Genomic DNA, 25264 nt, shown 5'->3' with positions numbered 1-25264 from the left:
AGCATTGCGCGAACGCTTGCAATTCAAGCATATAGGACGCCGTCCCGACGCGACCGGTCATGTCGGGAAAAACCGGTGGCAGGAGCGAAGCGTCATGTCGGATGATGAGGCAGTCTATTGCGCCGGTCTCGGAACTCTGGCCGATGGATATCCTCGTCATGGCGGGCTGGCGCAACATGCGCGAGCAGGTCCAATGGCGGCTCTATATTGTCACACAGCGCTGTTAGCGGGTAAATGCATGCGCACGTTATTCGGCCTCTCAGCCCTTGTTGCCGTTTCTGGCGCCTCTGCGGCCTGGGCCTGGGGCGCGGAAGGACACCGCATCACCGGCGCCATTGCCGATCAGCACCTGAGCGGCGTTGCCCGTGCCAACGTCCAACTCTTGCTGGGCGACGAGGATCTTGCGGAAGCCTCGACCTGGGCCGACGACATGCGGTCCGATCCTTCGCCGTTCTGGCAGAAGGAAGCGGGTCCCTGGCACTATGTGACGGTCAGGCAAGGCGATGTTTATCAACCCTCTGACGCGCCCCCAGAGGGTGATGCCATGACCGCACTTGCCCGGTTTACCGCGACGCTCAAGGACACTCGTGCTCCGCTTGAGGACCGCCGCCTCGCACTGCGTTTCATTGTCCACATCATCGGCGATCTCCACCAGCCTCTTCACGCTGGCGGCGGCACGGATCGGGGTGGCAATGATTTCAAAGTCACTTGGTTCGGCAAGCCCACAAATCTGCACGCAGTGTGGGACTCGGCCATGATCGAGCAGCGGTCGCTGTCCTATTCGGAATATGCGCGGTGGTTGTCCCGCTCCATCACCCCTGACCAGGTCATAACATGGAATGTTCGCGAGCCGCAGCAATGGGTGCGCGAGAGCATTGCGTTGCGCAAGATGATCTATCCGCAAGATACCGATCTCAGCTGGAGCTACGCGTATCAGCATCGCGCCGAAGTCGATTTGCGCTTGAAGCAGGCGGGGGTGCGGATTGCAGCGTATCTAAATGCGCTGTTCGACTATAAATAATTGAATAAAGCACTCTCAAGCAGGCGGCGCAGTCTTGTCTGTGCCAGCTGCCAACCCCAGGCAATATCGTCCCCAGGCAGCCATCAACTTCACCCGTGCGCCAGGCTGGTCCGACGTGCCAAGATAGGTCGTGCGGCGATAGGCTGCCTGCACTGCGTCGGGCGTCTTGTGCGCCAGCGCGGCTTCAACCACGGCATCGGGGAAGCCTTCGTTTGCGGCCCAATCGGTGAAGGCTGAGCGGAAGCCGTGGACGTGGTACGGTTCACTCATGTCGCGAAGCACCTTGAGCAGCGTCATGTCGGACATGGCCTTGCCAGCTACGCCGGGAAACACGACTTCGCTCTCGGGCATCCGCAGGGCACCAGCCTTTGCCAGCACCGCCATCGCCTCGTCAGACAGCGGCACGATGTGCGCCTTGCTCCGCTTCATGTGCTCGGCGGGGATCATCCACAGGCGGTTCTCCAGATCGAATTCGGCCCATGTCGCAAGCCGGACCTCCTGGCTGCGCACGCCGGTGAGGATGAGCAGTTCCAGTGCCAGCCGCCCGAAGGATGGTTTGCGCCGCAAGGCGGTGATGAAACCTGGCAGCGCCACATAGGGCATGGCTTTGCGGTTGCCCCTTTCCTTCACCTGTCGCGGCAACCCCCTACCCGCTTTCAGGCTGCCATTTCCCGAAGGTGCCTCGCGCGAGCGCCACCCCTTGGCATGGGAATAATCGAGCACGGCACAAATCCGGTTGCGCACCTGCCGCGCGGTTTCGGGGATTTCCTGCCAGATCGGCGTCAGCACCGTGATGATATCGGCGCTGGTGATGCTGCCCGTCGGCATGTCGCCCAGCTTCGAGAAGGCGTAGTTTTCGAGACTGGCGAGCCACTGGCGCGCATAGACCGCGCTTTTCCAGCCCGCCTCGTTCTCGCTGTGGTACTGGATCGCCGCAACGCGGAACGTCACCTTGGCGGCTGCCTCATCATTTTTCTCTGCCAAAACATCGCGCTGATCGACCTTGACCGCCTTGCGGAGCCCAGCGGCCCTATGACGCGCCTCCGCCAGCGTAAGCAGCTTGGCACCGCCTAGTCCGATATCCTGTCGCTTGCCATCCCGCTGGAGTCGCAAGAGCCAGTAGGCACCGCCGCGCTTGTCAACTTTCAGGAACAGCCCTTCCCCATCCTGATAAATTCCTGGATTCGCCAAGGCTGCCTTGACCGCAACTGCTGTGAGTTTGCCCATCGATTTACCCCCACATTCCTTGCCCCTACACCGGGGAGTCGAAGTGTGGGGGTAACCTATTTTACCCCCACATTACCCCCACACTAGGCTCCGGCTGCAGGCGAACGGGAGCGGTTGTCGGCGGCCTGATGAGGGCAAAATACCCTAGAAAATCGGGGATTTCCATGGGCCTTGGCGAATATCGATGAATAAGGGGGTGGTGGACAGGGCTAGATTCGAACTAGCGTACGCTTGCGCGGGCAGATTTACAGTCTGCTGCCTTTAACCACTCGGCCACCTGTCCACACCAGATTCGCCGGTGCCGGAATTGCCGTTTTCAGGCTTTTCCTGCTTTTGAAAAACCACGCCGCCCGATGCGGAATGGCCTGTCCGGCCGAGTGAGAGGCCCTTTGAAGAACCATCGCTTGCCTGTCAATGGGGGGGCTGGCTAAGGGCGTGGCAGTTTTCGTTCTTTTATGCACAGGTGTTCGCCATGCCCCGCCACGACGATGATGAAGACCACCGCCCCGAGAGTGGGCGCAAGACGCGCGCGCTGCGTGGCCGGGCCGGGCGCAACCAGGGCGGGCGCGGGTCCGGCCGTGGCAGTACCGGGACGGTTCGGCTATGGGGCCGCCATGCGGTGGAGGCCGCGCTGACCAATCCCGATCGCACGGCCAGGAAACTGTGGGGCACGCGAGAGGCGATCCAGGCGATGCTCGACGACCACGATGCCGAACTGCCGCGCGATCTGCCGGTGGAATATGCCCAGGCGGTGGACCTGGCCCGCCTGGTGGCGCGCGATGCCCCGCATCAGGGCCTGGTGCTGGAATGCCTGCCACTGGAAGACGTAGCGCTGGACGACGTGCTGGACGAGGCCGACGGCCGCACGCTCGTGCTGCTGGATCAGGTGACAGATCCGCACAACGTGGGCGCGATCCTGCGCAGCTGCGCCGCATTCGACGTGGCGGCGCTGATCACCCAGGATCGCCATGCGCCGCTCGAATCGGGCACGCTGGCCAAATCCGCCTCGGGCGCTCTGGAAGTGGTGCCATGGGTACGGGTGGTCAATCTGGCGCGCGCGCTCGAATCGATTTCCGAAGCCGGCTACTGGCGGATCGGACTTGATGGCGATGGGCCGGCCGCCTTTCCGGAGGCACTGCCCACCGGGCCGGTCGCGCTGGTGCTGGGGGCTGAAGGCGAAGGCCTGCGGCATAACGTGATGCAGCATTGCGATGCCATCGCCCGGCTGCCGATCGGCGGCGCGGTCGAAAGCCTCAACGTGTCGAATGCGGCAGCCATCGCTCTCTATGCCGCGGCGACGCGCGCGGCCGACGCGGACTGATGCCGGCAAGACGTTGCACCGACGAAAAAGGCCGCGTCGCCATGCAACGCGGCCCTGCTTGAAGCTTGCAACCGGTCGGGATCAGTTCACTGCGTCCTTGAGGCCCTTGCCCGCCTTGAATTTGGGCTGGGCCGAGGCCTTGATCGACATCGGCTCGCCCGTACGCGGGTTGCGGCCGGTAGACGCCTTGCGCTTGGCCACCGAAAAGGTGCCGAAACCGACAAGCCGGACTTCTTCACCCTTGGAGAGTGCCCCGGTGATCGATTCGAACACGGCTTCCACGGCCTTGATCGCATCGCCCTTGGACAGGCCGCTGACATCGGCAACAGCGCTGATCAGATCGTTCTTGTTCATCTGCGGGAACCCCCTACTTCTTATAGAATAGTCAGATTGGAAAAAGCGCGATTTCGGATGAGCGAAACAAGCCGAGAAAAAAAGCGCTGTCAAAGGCAAATATCCGGATCGGCGCTGATTGTCACGGCGGCGGGCAGCGCGGACGGCAAGAGACAAGCCGCGCGCAACACCGTTACGCGCGGCCTGGCCTGACGCACGGGAAAGCCGCCAAAGTCAATATGCGGACCCGGTCAATGTGCAGACCCGGTCAATGTGCAGTGGGTGCGGCCGGCACACCGGGGCCAAGCGCATTGGCGGCCGGCTGCGTAGCAAGGTCATCCGCCTCGGTCCATTCGATCGCTTCCACCGGCGCGGAAAGCGCGCGGGCCAGAACTTCGTCGACATGGCTTACCGGCACGATTTCCAGCCCTTCGCGGATGTTGGCGGGAATCTCGGCCAAGTCCTTGCGGTTTTCCTCGGGGATCAGCACCGTTTTGATGCCGCCGCGCAGGGCGGCCAGCAGTTTTTCCTTGAGGCCGCCGATCGCCAGTACGCGCCCTCGCAGCGTAACCTCGCCGGTCATCGCGACATCGGCACGCACGGCAATGCCCGTAAGGGTCGAAACCATCGCCGTGACCATACCGATGCCCGCGCTCGGCCCGTCTTTGGGCACCGCGCCTTCCGGCAGGTGGATGTGCAGGTCCTTCCGCTGAAAGATCGAGGGCTTGATGCCATAGGCCGGGCTGCGCGCCTTGACGAAGCTGAACGCCATCTGGACGCTCTCGCTCATCACCTCGCCCAGCTTGCCCGTGGTGCGCACCGCGCCCTTGCCCGGCACGGTCACACTTTCGATCGTCAACAATTCGCCGCCCACTTCGGTCCAGGCAAGGCCGGTCACCGCGCCCACCTGGTTCTCTTCGTCGGAAACGCCGTGGCGGAATTTGCGCACCCCGGCAAATTCGGCAAGGTTCTCGGGCGTGATGGTCACGCTCTTTTCCTTGCCTTCCAGAATCTTGCGCAAGGATTTGCGCGCCAGGCGGGCAATTTCCCGCTCCAATGTGCGGACACCGGCTTCGCGGGTGTAAAAGCGGATGAGATCGCGCAGCGCCGCTTGCGTCAGTGTGAACTCGTCGTGGCGGAGGCCATGCGCTTCCACCTGCTTGCTCACCAGATGACGCTCGGCGATTTCCACCTTCTCATCCTCGGTGTAGCCTTCGAGGCGAATGATTTCCATGCGATCGAGCAGCGGCTGCGGCAGGTTGAGGCTGTTGGCGGTGCAGACGAACATCACGTCGGACAGATCGACATCGAGTTCCAGATAGTGATCCTGAAACTTGGCGTTCTGTTCGGGATCGAGCACTTCGAGCAGAGCCGACGCCGGGTCACCACGGAAATCCTGGCCCAGCTTGTCGATCTCGTCGAGCAGGAACAGCGGGTTCGCCGTTCCGGCCTTGCGCAGGTTGGTCACGATCTTGCCCGGCAGCGAACCGATGTAAGTGCGACGGTGGCCACGGATTTCGGCCTCGTCGCGCACGCCGCCCAAAGACTGGCGGACGAACTGCCGCCCCGTTGCCTTGGCAATCGACTTGCCCAGCGACGTCTTGCCCACCCCCGGCGGGCCGACGAGGCACAGGATCGGCCCTTTCAGCTTGTTGGTGCGCGCCTGCACGGCAAGATATTCGACGATGCGATCCTTGACCTTGTCGAGCGCATAGTGATCGGCATCGAGAATCGCCTGGGCGCCGGCGATGTCCTTCTTCAGCTTGGACCGCTTGCCCCAGGGCAGGCCCAGCAGCACATCGAGATAATTGCGGATGACCGTGGCCTCCGCGCTCATCGGCTGCATGGTCTTGAGCTTCTTCAGCTCGGCATTGGCCTTGGCGCGGGCTTCCTTCGACAGCTTGAGGCTGTCGATCTTGTCCTGCAGCTCCTGGATTTCGTTGGCTTCTTCGCCATCGCCGCCGCCCAGTTCGGACTGGATCGCCTTCAGCTGCTCGTTGAGGTAATACTCGCGCTGGGTCTTTTCCATCTGGCGCTTCACGCGGCCGCGGATCTTGCGCTCCACCTGCAGCACGCCCAGTTCGCCTTCCATGAAGGAAAGCACCATTTCCAGGCGCTTGAGCGCATCGCTTTCCGAAAGCACGGCCTGCTTGTCGGCCACTTTGGCGGCAAGATTGGCGGCCACGGCGTCGGCGAGCTTGCCGGCATCCTCGATATCCCCCAGCTGCTGCCCGGCATCCTGGGGCAGTTTCTTGGAAAGCTTGGCATATTCGCCGAACTGATCGACTACCGAGCGCATCATGGCCGCGACTTCGGTGCCCGTGACGGCGTTGGGGTCGATCGCGTCGACTTCGGCCATGAGCATGTCGCCGTGGCTTGTCGCCTCGGCATTGAGCGTCTTGAGCTGAGCGCGCTGATTGCCTTCCACCAGCACGCGCACCGTGCCGTCGGGCAGCTTGAGCAGTTGCAGCACGGTGGCGATCACGCCGGTTTCGTAAAGATCGTCGCGATCGGGATCGTCGCAGCCCGGATCGAGCTGGGCCAGAAGGAAAATGTCCTTTGATCCGGCCATCGCGGTTTCCAGCGCCGCCACCGATTTCTCGCGGCCGACGAAAAGCGGCACGACCATGCCGGGAAACACGACGATGTCACGCAAGGGTAGCAGGGGATAAGAAGTCATAAGCACAAATGTCCGTCCCACCTGCCGTGAAGGGCCGAAACCGGCAGGCCTTGTCGCAAATATGGGGTGGAAGCCCCGGCCCCGCAATGCCCCTGCGACAAGACGGTGGGGGATTGCCCGATTTCAACCCGCGCGGGTTATTTTTGCAGCACCTGCCGTCAGGGCGTGGTGAGCGCAGGGGCCGGGGCCGGAGCCGCCGGGGCCAGTGCGGGAGCCGCCGGCGTGGGGGACGGCAGCATGATGGGCGGCAGGACCTGCCCGTCGGGCGCCCGTGCCGGGCCGGGCGCCACGGAAACGGGGGGCACTGCCGGCGCGGGAACCACCTGAGAGCCCGCCTGCGGCACGGCCGGCGTGGATTTCTTGCCTTTGAGGGCATCGATCTGGGCCTGGCGGGCGGCTAGATAGGCCTGTTTGGTGGCCAGATAAGGATCGCCGGCCTTGCGGATAGCCTGGATCTGGCGATCATCGTCAAGTCGATCGTTGAGCGAGCGCACGACAAAACCGCCTACCACCAGGTACGGGCTGCGCAAAGGACCACCGACAGCGAGCGGCAGCAACGAGCGATCGATACCAAGGCCGATTACATCACGCAGCGTCGTCGGGCCGACCAGCGGCAGGAACAGGAACGGCCCCGGCCCGACGCCATAATAGGCCATCGTGTTGGCAAAGCCGTTGCGGCGGTAAGGCAGCTTGAATGGCTTGGCCACAGCCACATCGATCAGGCCGGCGACGCCGACCGTCGAATTGAGCGCGAACCGGCCAAGGGTTTCGGCGGCCTTGCCCGGCTTCAACTGCAGCAGGAAATTGAGCGCGACGACCGGTTCGGTGAGATTGGTGAAGAAATGGCGCAAGCCGGCGCGGATCGGCGAGGGCACGACCGAGCCATAGGCCTTGGCCGCCGGGGCGATCAGAGCCCGGTCGACCGCCTGGGTCGCGGCAAAGGTAACCTTGTTGACAGCGATTGCCGGATCGCCCGGCGGCGGACCGCGCCGGGCATTGACGATGATGCCCGCCTCATCGCCGGGCTGTTCTGCAACCGCGGCCGGTAGCGATGCCGCCGGCGTCGAAGCGGATGTCGGCAGGGCGGGCAGGACGATCGGCGGCAGGATCTGGCCATCGGGCGCGCGGGCGGGCTCTGCCGGGGGCACCGCAGGCAAAGCCGCTGGTGCCGCGCCGGATGCCACGACCGGCGCAGGGGCGCTGGCAGCCGCCTGCTGCGGCGCGGTACCTTCGTCAAGCGGCGTGGTTCCGGCCAACGCGGCGGCAAGCAATACGATCATCTCGTCTCCGTTGTCCGTTACGCCATGACTGAAGGCTGAACGGTTGCAAAGCTCCGTCCATGGCGAAACAGCGAGCGGTAATGCAGCAAGAAAGCGCAAGTCAGAAGGGCAGCTTGAACCCCGGCGGGATGCCCGCTGCCATCTGCACCTTCTGCATCTCTTCGCCGGCAGCGGCGTCGGCCTTGGCGCGCGCATCGTTGAAAGCGGCCGCCACGAGGTCTTCGAGAATGCCCTTGTCGGCCACGACAAGAAGGCTGTCGTCGATAGAAACGCCGATCACGCGGCCCTTGGCCGATGCCTTGATCCTGACCAGGCCGCCCCCGGCCGCGCCTTCCACCTCGATCGCGTCGAGACGGCCCTGGGCGTCCTCCATCTGGCGTTGAATGGTTTCGGCGGCTTTCTGCGCCGCCTGGATCATTTCTTCCATGGACTTCATGCTTGTCTGCTCCGCGCGGGCGACCACGGCCGGCGCTCGGCCGTGGCAGGGTTGGATTCATCGAGGATTTCCGCATCGGGAAAGGCTTCGAGCGTTGCGCGGACGAGAGGATCGGCGCGCATCGCGGCTTCGGCCTGTGCTTCCCGGGCAGCCCTGGCTTCTTCCAGGCTGGGCTGCGCACCTTCCGCTGCAGCACCTTCCAGGCGCTCGACCTGCCAGTCCCGACCAGTCGTTTTGGTCAGCGCCTTGCGTATGTCGGCGGTGGGATCACCGGGCAAGCCGGGGGCGAGTTGATAGCGCAGCAGACCCAGGCGCAGTTCGATCACGCGGACGGACAGACGCATGGTCGCGCCGACGAGCGGTGAGGCTTCCTCCACCCGTTCGACCAGCGCCTGCCAATCCATGTCCACGGTACCGGCAGGCGCGGTGCCGAGGGCCGCAACCGGGGCTCCGGCGCCGGCCGGCGCCGGCCCGGGCTGCGCGGCACCTTGTGCCAGCATCGCCTCGAGCTTGCGCACCAGGCCGCCGGGATCGGGCATTTCCGCCGCGTGCAGCACGCGCAGCAGGGCCATCTGCGCCGCCACCAGCGGATCGGGCGCGGTTTTCACTTCGTCATGGCCTTTGAGCAGCAATTGCCACAGGCGGTGCAACTGCCCGGCGGAAAGCGTGCCGGCCCAGCCTTGCAACGCGGCTGCTTCCTCGGGAGAGCGCGCTTCGCCGCCCGGGCCGCTGATCTGCGCAACGGTGATCCTGTGCACCAGATCGAGTTGCGCTCGCAGCATGGCGACAGGCTCTATCCCCAGCGCATACTGATGGGCCACTTCGGCCAGCAGCGCCGGGCCGTCGCCGTCCAGCATGGCCGAGAACAGGCGGCGTTGCAGAGTCTTGTCGGCAAGGCCGAGCATGTCCTGCACCTGCGCGGCGGTGATCGCGATTGCCGCCCCATTGCCCCCCTCGGCAATATCGGCGCCGGCCATATCGGCATGGCTGATCGCCTGATCGAGAATGGAAAGCCCGTCGCGCGCCGATCCTTCGGCCGCGGCGGCGACCATGGCCAGCGCCTCGGCCTCGGCCTCGACGCCTTCGGCCTTGCATACCTGGGCGAAATGATCGGCAAGCAGCGCGGCCGGAATGCGGCGCAGATCGAAGCGCTGGCAGCGCGAAAGCACCGTCACCGGCAGCTTGTCCACCTCGGTGGTGGCGAACAGGAATTTGACGTGCGCCGGCGGTTCCTCCAGCGTCTTGAGCAAGGCATTGAACGCATTGCGCGACAGCATGTGAACTTCGTCGATGATATAGATCTTGTAGCGCGCCGAAACCGCGGCATAACGTACCGCCTCGATGATCTCCCGCACGTCGTCAACGCCGGTATGGCTGGCCGCATCCATCTCGATCACGTCGATATGGCGCCCCTCGGCAATGGCGCGGCACGGCTCGCACTGGCCGCACGGATCGATCGTCGGCCCGCCCTGCCCGTCGGCCCCCACGCAGTTGAGCGCCTTGGCAATGAGGCGCGCGGTGCTGGTCTTGCCCACCCCGCGCACCCCGGTCATCAGGAAAGCATGGGCCAGGCGATCGCGGCGGATCGCGTTCGCCAGGGTCTGCACCATGGCTTCCTGTCCGATCAGCGCCGAAAAGGTTTGCGGGCGATATTTGCGGGCCAGCACGCGATAGGGCTGTGCCGGCGTGGCGGCGGGCGCAGGGGGGGGAATTGGGGGTGCCGGCGCCGTGTCGCCGAACATTGCGCCCTGCCCGGCCGCTTCGAGTTCGGCCGCGGTGGCCAGGTCCGGAGCGGGCTCCGCATCCTGCGCTTCGGGTTCGTGCCCAAACATGTCGGTTGAATCGGCCATCGCTGCCCTAGGTAGGCGCAAAGGGCGCGAATGTCGAACCGCCGCGCATCCTTTCTTCGCCGATTGCGTCGCACCGCAGCCCGGCGTATTCCAGCGTAATGCCTGCAATCGTTCCCGGCCGCCAGACCGCCCCCGCCGCCGGCCCGTTGGTGATCTTCCTGATCGGCATGCGCATCAACCGCTTTCGCGCGGTCGGCGCCTGGCTGCCGGTGGCGCGTGCCATGGGGCCGATGCTGGCCGAACTTTCGGCCGCGCCCGATAGCGGGTTTCTGGGATATGAGCCGGTGCTGCGCGGATTGCGCACGATCATGCTGGTGCAATACTGGCGCGATTTCGACAGCCTCGAGGCCTATGCCCGCGCGGCCGACAAGGCGCACTGGCCCGCCTGGGTAGCGTTCAACAAGGCCGCGAAAGCGCGCGTCGGGGCCGTTGGCATTTTCCATGAAACCTATGCCGTGCCGGCGGGAAGCAGCGAAACTCTCTATGTCGACATGCCGGCATTCGGACTGGGAAAAATAACCGGCCTTGTTCCGGCAACCGGATCGCGCCAGGCTGCGCGTGCGCGGATGACAGCAGAAGGCTGACCCGCGCGAGGCCGCTCCGCAAAAGGAGCCGGGCGACCCGCCGCAATCCGTTGTGGCTGCTTCCTTCCGGACCTGACCAGGTTGGCGAACGCAAACGCCCGCCCGACTCCCGGGCCGGCATATGGCGCCCGCGCTGCCCGATTGCAAGCGCCGGGGCGATAGTCAGCGGAAATTGTCGGCGTAGCTTTGCAACTTGAGCCGGCGCGGCGGCGTGGGCGTGACATGCACGGCAATGCCGTACTTTTCGGCATAGGCGCGTGCTTCGGCCTCGCTGGCGAAATTCAGGACCACTTGCGACTGGGTATCGCCGGAGCCGGCCCAGCCCATCAGCGGATCGGGGCGCCGGGCCTCTGCCGGGGCGAATTCCAGGACCCAGTCGGCAGTCCGGGCCTTGCCGGACTGCATGGCGTTCTTCGGGCGTTGATAGATGCGTGCTGGCATGACGGTGCTTTCGTGGGTTTCGGCGCGCAAATCAAGGGGGATATGGTGCCTTGGCCGGCCGGTCAGCGCTGCATTCGGGCCACCAGATGGCGTGCCGCCTGGCTCACATCCTCCCACGCGTCGACAAAATCCTGCTCGTCGCCATAATAAGGGTCGATCACTGCCTGCCCTTCGCGGCCGGGCACCAGATCCATCAGCAGGCCAATGCGGGCCAGGATACGGCGCGGCGCCATGTTCCTGAGGTCTTGCAGGTTCTGCGGATCGAGCGCGAAAATCTGGCCGAAGCGGGTGAAATCGGTTTCCACCACCTGGCGGGCGCGGTGAGTGGAAATGTCCAGCCCGTGGCGCTGGGCCACGGCCACGGCACGCGGATCGGCCGGGTTGCCGGCATGCCATCCGCCCGTGCCGGCCGAATCGATCGTGACGGCAAGCCCCGCTTTCACCGCCTCGGCCCGAAACGCGGCTTCGGCCAGTGGCGAGCGACAGATGTTGCCCAGGCAAACGAACAGCACGGCCGGCTGGCTCACCGCATTTCTCCCGCCCGTTCTGCGGCCACGCGGGTTTCGCGCCGCTATCCGGCATCAAGCGCGGCGCCATCCGCCGCAGCGCAATAAAATACGCTGCGGTGCAAAATGTCCAGCGTTAAGCAGGCCGACAGGCCGGCGGCTCAGCCCCCGTCCACGGCGCGGCGGCCCAAGGCGGGATCGTCGGTAAAGAAGCCATCGATGCCGGCGGCAAGATAGGCCCGGATTTCCGCGATGCTGCCGCTTTCGCAGCGCAGCGCATCGCCGCACTGGCGCAGGCTTTCGGGCAGGAACTTCGCCTCGGGCCGGAAAGTATAGCAGCCGACCTTGAGACCGGCGCGGTGCGCATCGGCAATGACCGGTCCCGGTGGCTGCAGGGCCCCGTCGGCGCCGACGCCGATCAGGTTGCGATTCCAGGGGGCGATCCAGTCGGCATAGGCGGCGACACCGGCAAGGCCCGGCGCCGACAGCATCTCGCCATAAGTGAGGCTGCCCCCGGCGGCCAGCACGTCGCCCGGGTGACGGGCCGGATCATCGGCAAGTTGCATCAGCGCGATGTTGCGCCACGGGGCCAGCGCGCGGCGCAGGCGCTTGAGATTGGCAATCTCGAACGATTGCACGATCACCGGCGCCTGCTGCAGCCAGGCATGGGCGCGGACGCGATCGATCAGCCTGGCTTCCATGTCAAAGCCAAGGGTGGCGAAATAGGTGGAATGCTTGATTTCGGGAATGATGCCCAGCGGGCGCCTGCGGCCTTTGGCAGCCGCGGCGGCAAAGGCCACGATTTCATCGAACGTCAGGATCTGGAATTGTCCGTCGAATGCCATGCTTTCGGGGCGCAGTGGACCCAGCCGCTCTTTCGCGCGCAACGTTTTCAGCTCGGCAAGGGTGAAATCGGTCGTGAACCACCCTTCCTGCTGCTCTCCGTCGATCACCGCCACTTTTCTGCGGGCCGCGAATTCGGGGCGGGAAGCGACGTCGGTGGTTTCGGCAATATTGGGTTCGTGGCGCGAAACCAGCACGCCGTCGCGGGTCGGCACCAGATCGGGCTCGATGAAATCGGCGCCGTCGGCCACGGCGCGCTGATAGGAGCCCAGGGTATGTTCGGGCCGGTGCGCGCAGGCCCCGCGATGACCCAGCACCAGGGGATGGGCCGGCTGCCCCTGCGCCTTCCCGCCACCGCCCCGGCGCGCCAGCGCGGGCACCCCGGCCGTGGCGGCAAGCCCCGCCCCGGCGGCAAGAAGACGGCGACGCGAAACCGGCCCGTTCATGATCAAAGCCCCAGCGAAAGTGTGGCGAACCACTGGCGCGGCGCCAGCGGATAGACGGCGTACGAATTGGTATTCGAAGTGACCGACAGCGTCGAGACACCCTTTTCGTCGAACAGGTTGGTGACGTTCACCGAAATCTCCGCCCGGCGCAGGCCGAACCGTTCGGCCGGCAACCTGTAAGCCAGACGCGCAGCGACGGTGAAAATGGGATCGACCCAGGCATCGTTGGTATAAGTGGCATAGCGGCGCCCGATGTAATCGCCCACCAGTTGTCCCTCGAACCCGCCCGTCGTCAGGGTGGCGACCGTCTTGTTGAGCACCGACGGGCTGCCTGGAATGCGCTTGCCGCCGGTGGGAACCACTCCATTCACCGTTGCCGTACCGCCGATGCGGGTGCCGGTGGCAGCATTGATGCTGGCGCTCTGCGTCGAATAGTCGCTGTCATAGATCGAGCGGTTGTAGCTGAACGCGTTGTAGAGCGAGAACGCCTGGCCCAGGCGCAGGGTCAGCGCCACGTCGATGCCGTCGGTCTTGACGCTTCCCACGTTGTAGATGGCCGGCGTCCCCCCGGCGATCGATCCGCCGGCAAGGCCACCCACCGCCGCGGTGATGCCCAGCAGGCGATCGCGGAAATCGACGTGATAGACGTTGACCTGCGCGTTGACGCCCACGCCGCCGCCCAGTTCGCGGTTGGTGCGCACGCCCAGCTCATAGGTCCACGAGGTTTCGGGTTTGCCGTTCCGCTTGAATTCGTCGAACGCGGCCTGGCTGCCCGTGCTCCAGGGTGAAACGCCGCCGGCGCCATAGGTCATGAACTGGCGCAGGTTTTTCTGCACGTTGAGATAGACCTGTTCGGTGGCGGTGACGTCCCACTTGGCGCCGAACGTGGGCAGGAACCAGCGCTTGGTATTGATCTCGCCGCTGGGCAGGGCCGACGAGGACCCGGGCAGCGAGCCGATGATCGGCTGCACCACCATGTCGCCGCGTGCGAACTGCAGGCTGGATTTCACCCCGGCCTGAAGCAGCAGATTGGGCATGAGGTGCCAATCGTCTTGCGCGTGAAGCTGCACCACGGTGTTGCGGATCTCGCTGCCATATTGCGTGAACAGCGGGTTGCTGGGGCGGATATAGGGGCTGTAGTTCTGCGGCTGGTTCACATCCAGCGCATACCAGCGGCGATAGGCGGCCGAACTGTTGTATTCGATCCAGGCCCCCGCCTCGATATGGTGATCGCCGGCATCGGCGGTGATGTTGGAAATCGCCCCGCCGCGATCGACCCGGTATTCGGTGGTGCGGATGGCGTAGCCGGAATTACCGGTGGCCTCCTTCAGATTCTCCCCCGGAAAATAAAGCGCGAACAGCGAGGGCAGCGATGCCACAGTAATCGGCCCGGCCACCATGCCCACGCCATCGTTGTGATGGTAATAGACCTGAGTGGCCCAATCCATCGTGCTGGTCAGGTGTGCCTGATACTTGAGATATCCGACATAGTCGGTGCGCTGGGCGGCGGAATAATAGTTGCGATAGTTGTTGGCTTCGCGGGCAGGCACGTTGCCATTGGCATCGAGATACGCCACCGCCGACGAAAAATCGGGATATGTGAAAGGCCGCGTGTAAGGCTGATAGGCCTGGGCCGGCGTGGCTGCCACCTTGTAGACCGTGGTGGCATCCTCGTTCGGCTCGGTCTTGTCGGAATAGGCGAAGTATGCCGTCAGCCTGCCCACGCTGTCATCATGCACGAACTTGGCGTTGGCCTGCCAGCCGCCCTGGCGTCCGTTGAAATCCCAGGCGCGGGCGCGCTGCCGCACGCCCGAAACGTAAAAGCTGTTGCCATTGCCGAACGTGCCGGAATCGAGCCGCACGAACGTGCGCGACGTGCCGTAGCTGCCGATCGTCTGGTTGAGCGTGGCACCGCGCTGGGCCGCCGGGTCCTGGGTGAAGGTTTCGATGCCACCGCCAAGATTGCTGGTCGAGGCAAGGCCCAGATCGGCCGCACCGGTCGACACGATGACGCGGGCGACGTTTTCGGAAATCACTGCCCGCTGCGGCGAAAGACCGTTGTAGTTGCCGTAGGATTGATCGCCAAGCGGCACGCCATCGAGCGTGTAACCCAGCTGATTGCTGGCAAAGCCGTGAATGAACAGCGAGGAGTTCTGTTCGTTGTTGCCCCAGGGATCGGCATTGACGAACGCGACGCCGGGCAGGGTCTGGATCGCCTTGAGCGGGTTGATGCCCGGCAGCAGCTTCTGCATTTCGGCGCCGGGGATCGCCGTGGCAGAGCGGGTCGCCTTGACCGCGGTAACGACGATCGTGCTTTGCCCAGATGCCGCGGCCGCATCGTCCGCCGCCGGCGCTGGGGTATCGGCTGCATCGGCAGACCCGGCCGCATGGGCCGGCGTGGCCAGCGTTATGGCCATGGCAAGTACGGCGCCGGCACCATGGAAACGGCCGGGAAAGCGGCAGTAAGCGATCGACATTGCAGGTAACCCTCATGGTGCATCGCAACAGGCGATGCCGGGGCCGCCTAGGATCTGCTCAAGACGTTCATATTACACGATTTCAATCCGTTGAAATATTGTCGCCCAAGACCACCCGCTCGATGCGCGGCAAAGGCGCGGCGCCGGGTTGTTCATCCCAATGCGCGACGGTGAGCACCCCGCCGTCGCGGCGCAGCGCATCGACCCTGGCCGTGTCGATCGTGGCATAGACCCACTGCGCCTGCCCCTCCCGCCCCAGCGCCAGAACGCCGTCGGCCGGCATCGCGCTCTCGGCAAGCGCGGCATCGGGCGGGCCATAGATCCCCGCCGCGCCGCGGTTGACATCAACCGCCGGGGACCACGCCGCTTCGCCGACAGTGGGTGCCTGCACGACATAGCATTGCCCCTCCAGCGCCCGCGCCTGGCTGCCGATGCGTACGCGCCAATAGCCGTGCAGCGTATCGGTGCAACTGGGCACCAGCAGCACTTGCGCGCCGGATTCCACCGCCGCACGGGCAATCAACGGAAACTCGCTGTCATAGCAGATCGCGATGGCAAGGCGCCCCAGCGCGGTTTCGAACAGCCGCAGCCTGTCGCCACCGCTGATGAACCAGGCCTCGCGCTCGAAGCGGGTCATGATCAGCTTTTCCTGCGTGGCCATGGCGCCATCGGGCGCGAACAGGCGCGCGGCATTGCGCACTTTGCCGTCGGGATCGCGACGGGGGGCGCTCGCCGCCAGGATATGCACGCCGTGGCGCCGCGCCAGATCGGCGTGCAAGGCATCGACCCGGGGCAGCAGCCGCGAAACCGTATCGATCGACACGGCCAGATCGCCCATGGTCGCCGGATCGAGGCTGGCCAGTTCCATTGCGCCATATTCGGGAAAGACCAGCAGGGCTGCCCCGGCGGCGGCCGCTTCGCCCACCCATGCGGCCAGCTTGGCTTCATAGGCGGCCCAATCGGCCAGGCGATCGACCGGGTATTGTGCGGCGGCGACAAGAAAGCGCGGCATCGGCAGCCCCGTTACAGATGCTTGAACCAGTACTGCATGGCCTTGGGCGTTTCCCGCACCTCACCCAGGTCTTTCCAGGCCAGGTGAGTGACGAGGCCGGGAATCAGGCCATAGCCGCGTCTTTGCCAGAACGCATCGAGCGGGCGATAGCCAGCGGGCCGCGCAGGATGGCTCTCGGGCCGGATCACCGCGGCAAAGCAGGCTGCATCGGCCCCGGCCCGGCGCGCGGCGATTTCGCGATGATCGAAAAAGGCATGGCCGATGCCCTGGCCGCGGTAGGCGGGCAACAGCACGCTTTCGCCAAAGTAAAACAGGCGTGCGGTATCGATGCCGCGCTGTTCGAACGGCGTACGAAATTCGGCTTTCTGGTGGTGCATCGGCGCGGCGGTGGCGGCACCGACGATCCTTGGGCCATCGAACGCGGCCACCAGCACGGCGCCGGGCGCGGCGGCATATTCGGCCAGATAGCGTGCCTCATAGTCCCGGTCTCCGTCATAGAGATAGGGCCAGGCCGCGAAAACCGCGATGCGCAGGGTGGCCAGATCATCCAGCGCTGCATCCAGTTCGGCTTCGCGCAGCGGGCGAACGTCAATCATCCTGCGACAGGATCTGGGCGGTCCAGCCGGCAAGGTTGTAGTGCGTCGAAATGCGCGCGATTCTGCCGTCTTCCACCGCCAGAAAAGCACCGGCAGGCAGGAGGTAGCTCTGGCCCCGCGCTTCGGGCAGGCCCTCATCGGTGGCGATGTAGCGGCCAAGGACGACGAATTCAGCGGCGGCGCGGGCACCGTCATCGTCGGCCATCAACACCAGGTGCCCTACCTGCTCGTCATAGCAGCGTTCCATGTGCGCCAGAAACGCGCGAAAGGCGTGCTTGCCGTATTGACGGCTGCCCTGGTTTATATCGTGCGCCACATCGTCGGCAAGGCAAGCCAGCATACCGTCCCAGTCCTTCGCGTTGAACGCGGCATAATAGGTTTGGAGCAGGGCAAGCGTTGCTGCGCGCGACATCGGCAGGGGCTCCGGCAAGAGGGAATACGCCACCCGCGCTAGCCGATTGTCGGCCGGCCTGCCAATACCGCTTTTGGCCAATATCGCTTTTGGCCAATACCGTTTTCGCGGCCGTGCGGCGGCGCGGGCAACCCCGCACCGCCGGGCCTCGGGCCGGAACGAACCGTTTCAGCCGAACAGCTTGTTGGCCGTGTCGGCCACGCGGCGGCCCAGATAGCGCGCGCCGTCGAGTTCGATGTCGCTGGGCTGGCGGCTGCCGTCCGCGCCGGCGATCGTCGTGGCGCCGTAAGGCGCGCCGCCGTGTACCGCATCGAGCGTCATCTGGCCCTGGAACCCGTAATCCAGGCCCACGATGGTCATGCCGAAGTGCAGCAGATTGGTGATGATCGAAAACAGCGTGGTTTCCTGGCCGCCATGCTGGCTGCCGGTGGAGGTGAACGCGGCGCCCACCTTGCCGTTGAGCGCGCCCCTGGCCCAAAGCCCGCCGGCCTGATCGAGAAACGCAGCCATCTGCGAGCTGATGCGGCCAAAGCGGGTGCCGGTGCCCACGATGATGGCGTCGTAATCGGCCAGTTCCGCCACGGTGGCGATGGGGGCGGCCTGGTCCAGCTTGAAATGGGCGGACTGCGCCACTTCGAGCGGGGCGGTTTCGGGAACGCGCTTCACATCGACAGTCGCGCCGGCTTCGCGCGCGCCTTCGGCAATGGCATTGGCCATGGTTTCGATATGGCCATAGCTGGAATAGTAAAGAACCAGAACCTTGCTCATCGCATGTCATCCTCTGACAGAATTGAAAGGGTGCCGCGTGCCGGTGGCCGTCACGCCGCATTGCCCGCCTTGTGCCGCCGTCGCGCACTTCCAGATAGAGCGATAAGATTGCACCAAACGTTCGAAATCGTAGAACGCGCGCCCGGCGTTTGCGTTTCTGCCCGTTTTCGCATATGGGCGGTGGTGAAATGCCCCGGCCCACGCGATGCAGTCGCCCTGCGACTCCTTCGTTTTGCCGGGGTTTCTTGTTTTTTCATGGGGGCATGCCGATCGCCCCCGCCGTTCGGGAAGAAGTCGCATGTCGCGTCGCCGCCAGATCTATGAAGGCAAGGCCAAGATCCTTTACGAAGGCCCCGAGCCGGGCACGCTCATCCAGTATTTCAAGGACGATGCCACCGCGTTCAACGCGCAGAAGCGGGGGACGATCAACGGCAAGGGCGTGATCAACAACCGCATCAGCGAATATGTGTTCACGCGCCTTGCCCATATCGGCATCCCCACGCACTTCATCCGCCGCCTCAACATGCGCGAACAACTGGTGCGCCAGGTGGAAATCGTGCCGATCGAAGTGGTGGTGCGCAATGTGGCCGCCGGTTCGATTTCCAAGCGGCTGGGCATTCCCGAAGGCGAGCCCCTGCCCCACACGCTGATCGAATATTACTACAAGGACGATGCGCTGGGCGATCCGATGGTGGCCGAAGAGCATATCGCCTGCTTCGGCTGGGCCAGCCAGGAGGAAATGCAGGACATTTCCGCGATGGCGATCCGGGTCAACGATTTCCTTGTGGGCATGTTCGCGGCGATCAATATCCGCCTGGTCGATTTCAAGCTGGAATTCGGCCGCATCTGGGACGGGGATTACAGCCGGGTGATCCTGGCCGACGAGATCAGCCCCGACGGTTGTCGCCTGTGGGACATGACAACCGGCGAAAAGCTGGACAAGGATCGGTTCCGCCGCGACCTGGGCGGCGAGGAGGAAGCCTATCAGGAAGTGGCGCGCCGCCTGGGCCTGCTTGACAACGACGGGCCCAGCGAAGTGCTGGACCTGGGCGCGCACCGCAAGCTGCGCACGAAGAAGTAAACGCCCGACAGGGGCGGCTTGCTTTGAGCGATAAGCCCTTGCGGCGCGCGGAAAAGGCCGCCACACCGGCCGCGATGATCCGCTATCGTCCGGCCGTGCCACGCCCGCTTCGCACCCTGCCCCTGGCCGTCCTGCTGCTGGTGGCGGCCTGCGCCGGCTTGGACCGTGGGCCACCGCCGCGGGCCGCGGCACCGGCATCTGCCTGGGTGTTCCAGCGATCGGACCTGGCACCCGATCCCAACTTCCGCTTCGGGCGCCTGGCCAACGGCATGCGCTTTATCATCGTGCCCAACGCGCGGCCCAAAGGCACGGTGCAGGTGCGGCTGGACGTTGCCACGGGATCGCTCGACGAAGGGCCGGACCAGCGCGGGTTTGCCCATTTCGTCGAACACATGGCGTTCAACGGAAGCACTCATGTGCCCGAAGGGGAGATGGTGCGCCTGCTGGAGCGCAAGGGGCTGGCCTTTGGCGCCGATACCAATGCACAGACGAACTTCGAAAACACCACCTACATGCTCGATCTGCCGCGCAACGACGCCGATCTGATCGACACCGCGCTGATGCTGATGCGCGAAACGGCCAGCGAACTGATCTTTTCGGAAGAGGCGGTAAACCGCGAACGCGGCGTGGTGCTGTCGGAATTGCGCGATCGGCAAGGCTATGCGCTGGACAACTTCCAGGATCAGTTGGCATTTCTCTATCCCGCTGCCACGTATCCCGCGCGATTGCCGATCGGAACCGTGGCCACGATCGAAAATGCCACCGGGCAAAGCCTGAAAGACTTCTGGCGGCGGCACTATGTGCCTGAAAAAACCACTCTGGTGGTGGTGGGAGACATCGACCCCGCGCGCGTCGAACAGGGGATCGCGGCGCGTTTCGGCGATTGGCAGGCGGCCGGCGCCCCGCCCCGCCCGGACCAGGGCAACGTTCTGCCCGGCCAGCGCGGGCAGACCGACATCTGGATCAATCCCGCCCTTGCCGAGCGGGTCTCCGTGTCTCGCCACGGCCCATGGCAGAACGAACCCGACAGCGTCGCGACCCGGCGCGAGGGCCTGCTGCGCCAGATCGGCTATGCCATTGTCAACCGCCGTTTCCAAAGCCTGTCGCGCCGGGCAGACGCACCGTTTCGCGGCGCCGGCTTCGGCACCAGCGACGTGTTCAAGATCGGCCGCACGACCAATCTCGTCATCGACACGGTGGACGGCGGCTGGGCACGCGGATTGACCGCGGCGGCCGGCGTCTGGCGGGAAGCGCTGACCAAGGGCTTTACGCGGGCCGAAGTGGCCGAGCAGGTGGCCAACCTGCGCGCGGGCATCGAAAACGCCGCCGCCGGCGAAGCGACCCGCAGCAATGCCGCGCTGACAGGGCTGGCCCTCGCCCTGTTGCACGATGACAAGGTGCCCACCACGCCCAGCAGCGGCCTTGCCCGGTTCAACGCCCTGGCCCCCGCGATCACCCCCGAAACCGTCATGGCCGCCCTGAAACGCGAGGCCGTGCCGCTGGAGCGGCCGCTGATCCGCTTTCAGGGCCGCAAAGCACCGGTCGGCGGCGCGAAGGCCTTGCGCCGGGCTTGGCAAGCGGCCATGGCCCTGCCGCTCGAAACAGCCAGTGCCGCCGCGCCGGCAAGCTTTGCCTATACCGATTTCGGGACACCCGGCACCGTTGCGGCCGACAGTACCGATCCCGCGCTCGGCATCCGCACTGTCCGCTTTGCCAACGGGGTGATGCTCAATATCAAGCGCACGGTCCTCGAAGCCGACCGCATCCGTTTCAGCATGACGCTGGACGGTGGCGAAATGCTGGAAACGCGCGACAATCCCCTGGCGGTCGACATGGCCCCCAGCCTGCCGGCCGGTGGCCTTGGCCGTTATAGTCAGGATCAGTTGCAGACCATGCTGGCCGGGCATTTCGTCGGCATGAATTTTGCCGCCAACGGTGACAGATTCAGCTCCGGTGGCATCACCACGCGGCAGGACCTGCTGCTGCAACTGCAGTTCATGGCGGCCTATCTCACCGATCCCGGCTATCGCCCCGAAGCCGAACAGCTTTTTCGCCAGGGCATGGCCAACTATTTCGCACGGGTGAAAGCCACGCCGGGGTCGGCGCTCGAGGCCGCGCTGGGCGGCATCCTGTCGGGCAACGACCCACGGTTCACGCTGCAACCGCCACAGGCGTATCAACAGCTTGGTTTTGCCCAGCTCAAATCCGCGCTGGCCGACAGGCTGGCCCGCGGGGCGCTTGAGATTGCGCTGGTGGGCGATGTGGATGAAGCAGCGGCCATCGACGCGGTTGCCCGCACTTTCGGCGCGCTGCCTCCGCGCGAGCCGGCATTCGGCGCCTGGACGCAGGCGCGCCAGCGCGGCTTTGCCGCCGCCCCCGGCGTGCACGTGGTGCGCCACCAGGGACCGGCCAACCAGGCGATCGTGCGCATGGAATGGCCCACGACCGACGATCGCGACCCGGTGCTCACCCTGACTATGGAACTGGTGGAACAAGTCGCGGGGATCGAAGTGATCGAAACGGTGCGGGAAAAGCTGGGCAAGGCCTATTCCCCCAGCGTGTCGAGCGCGATGTCGTCGGTGTGGACCGGCTGGGGCACGTTCGCGCTTCAGGCCTCGGTCAACGTGGCCGACGTGGCTGCCACGCGCGCGGCGCTCAACCAGACTTTGGCCGATCTGGCCGCGCGGCCGGTGGAGGCCGACGTGCTCGAGCGGGCCCGCGCGCCCATGCTGGAACGGCTGGACAACGCATTGAAAAGCAACGATGGCTGGCTGAGTTTGACAGCCTCCGCGCAATCGCGGCCAGACCGCATTGCCCGTTTTCAGGCGGCCCGCGCGCGGTTGGCCGCACTGACCGCGGCAGACGTGCAGGCGGCCGCCGGGGCCTGGCTCAAGCCGGACAAGGCCGTGACGATCCTGGTTATGCCGGAAGGCGCGGCAGCGCCCTAGAAGCGCTGGACGCGTCTGTCAGGGGCAAGGGTTGCCCTTCGCGCCGTACGGGGGCATAGGCGCACGAGTCCCGTATCCGACGAGCAGTCCAATCTTGCGAAAGGCCCACCGGCGATGAAGGTCCGCGTCCATGTCAGCCTGAAAAACGGCGTGCTCGATCCGCAGGGCCGCGCCATTCACCACGCGCTGGAAGGGCTGGGCTTTGCCGGCGTCAGCGACGTGCGGGCAGGCCGTCTGTTCGAACTGGACGTGGCCGATGACACCAGCGACGAAACGCTCGACGCGATGTGCCGCAAGCTGTTGGCCAACATGGTCATCGAAAACTACCGCATCGAAAAGGTTTCCGCCTGATGCCTTTCACCGCCGCCGTCATCACGTTTCCGGGATCGAACTGCGACCGCGACATGGCGGTTGCGGTGCAGGATGTTTGCGGTGGTACGGTGCACCGCGTGTGGCATGGTGACGCGGCCCTGCCCGACAGCGTCGATTTCATCGCTTTGCCCGGCGGTTTTTCCTATGGCGACTATCTGCGTTCGGGCGCGATGGCGGCGCGTTCGCCGGTGATGCAGGCTGTGGTCGAGGCGGCGGAACGTGGCGTTCCGGTACTGGGCGTGTGCAACGGTTTCCAGATCCTGACCGAGGCGGGCCTGCTGCCCGGCGCGCTGATGCGCAATGCGGGCATCCGTTTCGTGTGCCGCGACGTGCAACTGAAAGTGGAAAACACCGCCTCGCTGTTCACCCAGCGCTATTTCAGGAACCAGGTGATCACGATCCCCGTGGCGCACCACGACGGCAACTATTTTGCCGATGCCGAAACGCTGGACCGGCTGGAAAGTACCGGCCGGGTAGCGTTCCGCTATGCGCAGCCGGTCAATGGCTCGCAGCGGGACATCGCCGGCGTGCTGAACGAAAAGGGCAACGTGCTGGGCATGATGCCGCATCCGGAACGCATGATCGAGGCTGCCCAGGGCGGCAGCGATGGGCGCAAGCTGTTCGAAGGCGTGCTGGCGGGGCTTGGCGTCGCGGCTTGACGGTCACGCCGTTTCCCGATCCCTCGTGGTTGAAGCAGGGATCGGGACAGCGTTTCCGACCTGCGCTCACTCCACCGTCACGCTCTTGGCCAGGTTGCGCGGCTGGTCCACGTCGGTGCCTTTGGCCACGGCCACGTGATAGGCCAGGAGTTGCGCCGGCACGGCATAGACCAGCGGCGCGATCAGGGGGTGTACTTTGGGCATCTCGATCGTGGCAAGGCAGCCCTCGCCCGCTTCGGCCAGCCCTTCGGCATCGGAAACCAGCACGATCTTGCCGCCCCGCGCGCGCACTTCCTGCATGTTGGACACGGTCTTTTCGAAAAGCGGGCCCGACGGGGCCAGCACGATGACCGGCACGCTTTCGTCGATCAGCGCTATGGGGCCGTGCTTCATTTCGCCCGAGGCATAGCCTTCTGCATGGATATAGCTGATTTCCTTGAGCTTCAGCGCGCCTTCCAGGGCCAGCGGATAATCCGGCCCGCGGCCCAGATAAAGCACGTCCCGCGCCGGGGCGATCAGCGGGGCCATGGCGGCGATTTCCTCGTCATGCGCCAGCGCGGCGTTGAGCGCGGCCGGCGTTTCGGCCAGTTGATCGACAATGTTCGCCTCGTCCTCGCGCGAGAGGCGCCCGCGCTTGACCGCCAGATGCGCGGCAAGCGCGGCGAGCACGGCAAGCTGGCAGGTGAACGCCTTGGTCGAAGCCACGCCGATTTCCGGCCCGGCGTGGGTCGGCAGCAGCAGATCCGCCTCGCGCGCCATGGAACTGGTCGGGACATTGACCACCACGGCAATGGTCTGCCCCGCCGCGCGGCAGTGGCGCAGGGCGGCCAGCGTATCGGCGGTTTCGCCCGATTGCGAGATGAACAGGGCAAGCCCGCCCGGCTCCAGAACCGGATCGCGATAGCGAAACTCGCTGGCCACATCGATGTCGACCGGCAGACGGGCGAACTGTTCGAACCAGTACTTGGCCACCATGCCGGCGTAATAGCTGGTGCCGCAAGCCACGATCGTGACGCGGTTGATGCTGGCGAGGTCGAAATCGATCTGGGGCAGCGCTACCGTCTGTTCCACCCGGCGCAGATAGGAGCGCAAAGTCTGCGCGACGACGACCGGCTGTTCGAAGATTTCCTTCTGCATGAAGTGGCGATAGTTGCCCTTCTCGATCGCGGCGGCCGTCGCGCCCGAGGTTACCACCGGCCGGTCGACGGGATTGTTGCCGGCGTCGAACACTTCCACGCCATCGCGCCGCAGAATGACCCAATCGCCTTCTTCCAGATAGGAGACCTTCTGCGTCAACGGGGCCAGGGCCAGCGCGTCGGACCCGAGAAAGGTTTCGTCGTTGCCGAAACCCACCACCAGCGGAGAACCCAGCCGCGCGCCGATCAACAGATCGGGATGCTGCCGAAACGCGATGGCAAGGGCGAAAGCCCCCCGCAATTGCGGCAGGACGATCTGCACCGCTTCTGCCGGAGACTTGCCCGCCTCCACCTGCTCGGACACCAGGTGCGCCACCACTTCGGTGTCGGTTTCGCTTTCGAACGTGCGGCCGCGCGCGATCAGCGCCTCGCGCAAGGGGCGGAAGTTTTCGATGATGCCGTTGTGCACCAGCGCCACTTCGCCCGTGGCATGGGGATGGGCATTGCTGGTGGTGGGCGCACCGTGAGTGGCCCAGCGGGTGTGGGCAATGCCGATCAGGCCGGGCGCGGGATTGGCCGCCAGTTCTCTCACCAGGTTGTTGAGCTTGCCTTCGGCGCGACGGCGCACGAGTTGGCCACCATCGACCATGCACACCCCGGCGCTGTCATAGCCGCGATATTCCATGCGGCGCAGGCCGTCGACCAAGCGGTCCGCCACTTCTTCCTTGCCGACGATTCCAATAATTCCGCACATGAATCCTGGCCCAGCTTTCTTCGAAAATGGAAAACCCCAACCGGCGCCTTGGCCGGAAACCCGTCGCTTGTCGTGTCTGCG

23 protein-coding genes, 1 tRNA gene and 1 other RNA gene are annotated in these 25264 nt (G+C 65.1%); 8 read left to right on the top strand and 17 right to left on the bottom strand.

What is annotated here, in order from left to right; translation table 11 throughout:
• The first annotated feature begins 238 nt into the window (after positions 1-238).
• Entirely contained in the window at positions 239-1021 is a 783-nt protein-coding gene (locus AC3EDY_RS05775; protein WP_488571565.1) for a S1/P1 nuclease, read from the top strand.
• Between the two features lie 15 nt (positions 1022-1036).
• On the opposite strand, the gene AC3EDY_RS05770 is transcribed toward AC3EDY_RS05775, so the two are convergent.
• Together AC3EDY_RS05770 and AC3EDY_RS05765 are read right to left on the bottom strand one after the other, a co-directional pair.
• The gene (locus tag AC3EDY_RS05770; RefSeq protein WP_488571511.1) at positions 1037-2248 is read right to left on the bottom strand and encodes a tyrosine-type recombinase/integrase; all 1212 of its coding nucleotides are present in this window, start codon (positions 2246-2248) and stop codon (positions 1037-1039) included.
• 197 nt (positions 2249-2445) lie between these two features.
• Positions 2446-2531 (bottom strand) — tRNA-Tyr (locus AC3EDY_RS05765).
• Between the two features lie 189 nt (positions 2532-2720).
• Between AC3EDY_RS05765 and rlmB the strand changes: the two genes are divergently transcribed.
• Positions 2721-3569, top strand: coding sequence for a 23S rRNA (guanosine(2251)-2'-O)-methyltransferase RlmB (rlmB, locus tag AC3EDY_RS05760; protein ID WP_488571510.1), 849 nt, complete (start codon positions 2721-2723; stop codon positions 3567-3569).
• A gap of 81 nt (positions 3570-3650) precedes the next feature.
• On the opposite strand, the gene AC3EDY_RS05755 is transcribed toward rlmB, so the two are convergent.
• Positions 3651-3947: an HU family DNA-binding protein gene (locus AC3EDY_RS05755; RefSeq protein ID WP_488571564.1), complete on the bottom strand. Its 297-nt coding sequence runs from the start codon at positions 3945-3947 to the stop codon at positions 3651-3653.
• A 33-nt stretch (positions 3948-3980) separates the two neighbouring features.
• Here AC3EDY_RS05755 and AC3EDY_RS05750 point away from each other — a divergent pair, with 33 nt between their 5' ends.
• Positions 3981-4115, top strand: coding sequence for a hypothetical protein (locus AC3EDY_RS05750; protein WP_488571567.1), 135 nt, complete (start codon positions 3981-3983; stop codon positions 4113-4115).
• A 55-nt stretch (positions 4116-4170) separates the two neighbouring features.
• On the opposite strand, the gene lon is transcribed toward AC3EDY_RS05750, so the two are convergent.
• From lon to AC3EDY_RS05730, 4 genes are all read right to left on the bottom strand, one after another.
• The gene (gene lon / locus AC3EDY_RS05745; RefSeq protein WP_488571509.1) at positions 4171-6582 is read right to left on the bottom strand and encodes an endopeptidase La; all 2412 of its coding nucleotides are present in this window, start codon (positions 6580-6582) and stop codon (positions 4171-4173) included.
• 158 nt (positions 6583-6740) lie between these two features.
• The gene (locus tag AC3EDY_RS05740) at positions 6741-7862 is read right to left on the bottom strand and encodes an MlaA family lipoprotein (RefSeq protein WP_488571508.1); all 1122 of its coding nucleotides are present in this window, start codon (positions 7860-7862) and stop codon (positions 6741-6743) included.
• A 100-nt stretch (positions 7863-7962) separates the two neighbouring features.
• Positions 7963-8298 (bottom strand): YbaB/EbfC family nucleoid-associated protein, encoded by a 336-nt coding sequence (locus tag AC3EDY_RS05735; protein WP_488571507.1) that lies wholly within the window; start codon positions 8296-8298, stop codon positions 7963-7965.
• Entirely contained in the window at positions 8295-10148 is a 1854-nt protein-coding gene (locus AC3EDY_RS05730) for a DNA polymerase III subunit gamma/tau (protein WP_488571506.1), read from the bottom strand. Before AC3EDY_RS05730 ends, AC3EDY_RS05735 begins: the two co-directional genes overlap by 4 nt.
• A gap of 98 nt (positions 10149-10246) precedes the next feature.
• Here AC3EDY_RS05730 and AC3EDY_RS05725 point away from each other — a divergent pair, with 98 nt between their 5' ends.
• On the top strand, positions 10247-10732 hold the full coding sequence (locus AC3EDY_RS05725; RefSeq protein ID WP_488571505.1) for a DUF4188 domain-containing protein: 486 nt from the start codon (positions 10247-10249) through the stop codon (positions 10730-10732).
• Between the two features lie 18 nt (positions 10733-10750).
• Here the strand turns inward: AC3EDY_RS05725 and ffs are convergent.
• The 9 genes from ffs to wrbA form a co-directional block, all read right to left on the bottom strand.
• Positions 10751-10845, bottom strand: an RNA gene (gene ffs / locus AC3EDY_RS05720) — signal recognition particle sRNA small type.
• Positions 10846-10894: 49 nt separating this feature from the next.
• The gene (locus AC3EDY_RS05715; protein ID WP_488571504.1) at positions 10895-11173 is read right to left on the bottom strand and encodes an ETC complex I subunit; all 279 of its coding nucleotides are present in this window, start codon (positions 11171-11173) and stop codon (positions 10895-10897) included.
• A gap of 62 nt (positions 11174-11235) precedes the next feature.
• Complete coding sequence (locus AC3EDY_RS05710; RefSeq protein WP_488571503.1) at positions 11236-11700, bottom strand: low molecular weight protein-tyrosine-phosphatase; 465 nt, start codon at positions 11698-11700, stop codon at positions 11236-11238.
• 140 nt (positions 11701-11840) lie between these two features.
• Positions 11841-12968, bottom strand: a complete 1128-nt coding sequence (locus AC3EDY_RS05705; protein ID WP_488571502.1) for a glycerophosphodiester phosphodiesterase family protein — start codon at positions 12966-12968, stop codon at positions 11841-11843.
• A 2-nt stretch (positions 12969-12970) separates the two neighbouring features.
• Positions 12971-15445 carry a TonB-dependent receptor gene (locus AC3EDY_RS05700; protein WP_488571501.1) on the bottom strand — a complete coding sequence of 825 codons (2475 nt, stop codon included), beginning with the start codon at positions 15443-15445 and terminating at the stop codon, positions 12971-12973.
• A gap of 82 nt (positions 15446-15527) precedes the next feature.
• Positions 15528-16457, bottom strand: a complete 930-nt coding sequence (locus AC3EDY_RS05695; protein WP_488571500.1) for a carbon-nitrogen hydrolase family protein — start codon at positions 16455-16457, stop codon at positions 15528-15530.
• 11 nt (positions 16458-16468) lie between these two features.
• Positions 16469-17053 carry a GNAT family N-acetyltransferase gene (locus tag AC3EDY_RS05690; protein ID WP_488571499.1) on the bottom strand — a complete coding sequence of 195 codons (585 nt, stop codon included), beginning with the start codon at positions 17051-17053 and terminating at the stop codon, positions 16469-16471.
• Positions 17046-17465, bottom strand: a complete 420-nt coding sequence (locus tag AC3EDY_RS05685; protein WP_488571498.1) for a ketosteroid isomerase-related protein — start codon at positions 17463-17465, stop codon at positions 17046-17048. The genes AC3EDY_RS05690 and AC3EDY_RS05685 overlap by 8 nt, the downstream gene beginning before the upstream one ends.
• Before the next feature lie 168 nt (positions 17466-17633).
• Positions 17634-18233, bottom strand: coding sequence for an NAD(P)H:quinone oxidoreductase (gene wrbA / locus AC3EDY_RS05680; RefSeq protein ID WP_488571497.1), 600 nt, complete (start codon positions 18231-18233; stop codon positions 17634-17636).
• A gap of 298 nt (positions 18234-18531) precedes the next feature.
• Here wrbA and purC point away from each other — a divergent pair, with 298 nt between their 5' ends.
• From purC to purQ, 4 genes are all read left to right on the top strand, one after another.
• Positions 18532-19314 carry a phosphoribosylaminoimidazolesuccinocarboxamide synthase gene (purC, locus tag AC3EDY_RS05675; RefSeq protein WP_488571496.1) on the top strand — a complete coding sequence of 261 codons (783 nt, stop codon included), beginning with the start codon at positions 18532-18534 and terminating at the stop codon, positions 19312-19314.
• A 23-nt stretch (positions 19315-19337) separates the two neighbouring features.
• Positions 19338-22262: a M16 family metallopeptidase gene (locus tag AC3EDY_RS05670; RefSeq protein ID WP_488571495.1), complete on the top strand. Its 2925-nt coding sequence runs from the start codon at positions 19338-19340 to the stop codon at positions 22260-22262.
• Between the two features lie 114 nt (positions 22263-22376).
• The gene (purS, locus tag AC3EDY_RS05665) at positions 22377-22613 is read left to right on the top strand and encodes a phosphoribosylformylglycinamidine synthase subunit PurS (RefSeq protein WP_488571494.1); all 237 of its coding nucleotides are present in this window, start codon (positions 22377-22379) and stop codon (positions 22611-22613) included.
• Positions 22613-23293: a phosphoribosylformylglycinamidine synthase subunit PurQ gene (purQ, locus tag AC3EDY_RS05660; protein WP_488571493.1), complete on the top strand. Its 681-nt coding sequence runs from the start codon at positions 22613-22615 to the stop codon at positions 23291-23293. The genes purS and purQ overlap by 1 nt, the downstream gene beginning before the upstream one ends.
• A gap of 66 nt (positions 23294-23359) precedes the next feature.
• Here purQ and glmS read toward each other — a convergent pair whose 3' ends face one another.
• Complete coding sequence (gene glmS / locus AC3EDY_RS05655) at positions 23360-25183, bottom strand: glutamine--fructose-6-phosphate transaminase (isomerizing) (protein WP_488571492.1); 1824 nt, start codon at positions 25181-25183, stop codon at positions 23360-23362.
• Between the last annotated feature and the right edge of the window lie 81 nt (positions 25184-25264).

The sequence above is a fragment of the Novosphingobium sp. DS6-6 genome, from assembly GCF_057784975.1.
This window is presented reverse-complemented; position numbering and strand designations above follow the sequence as displayed.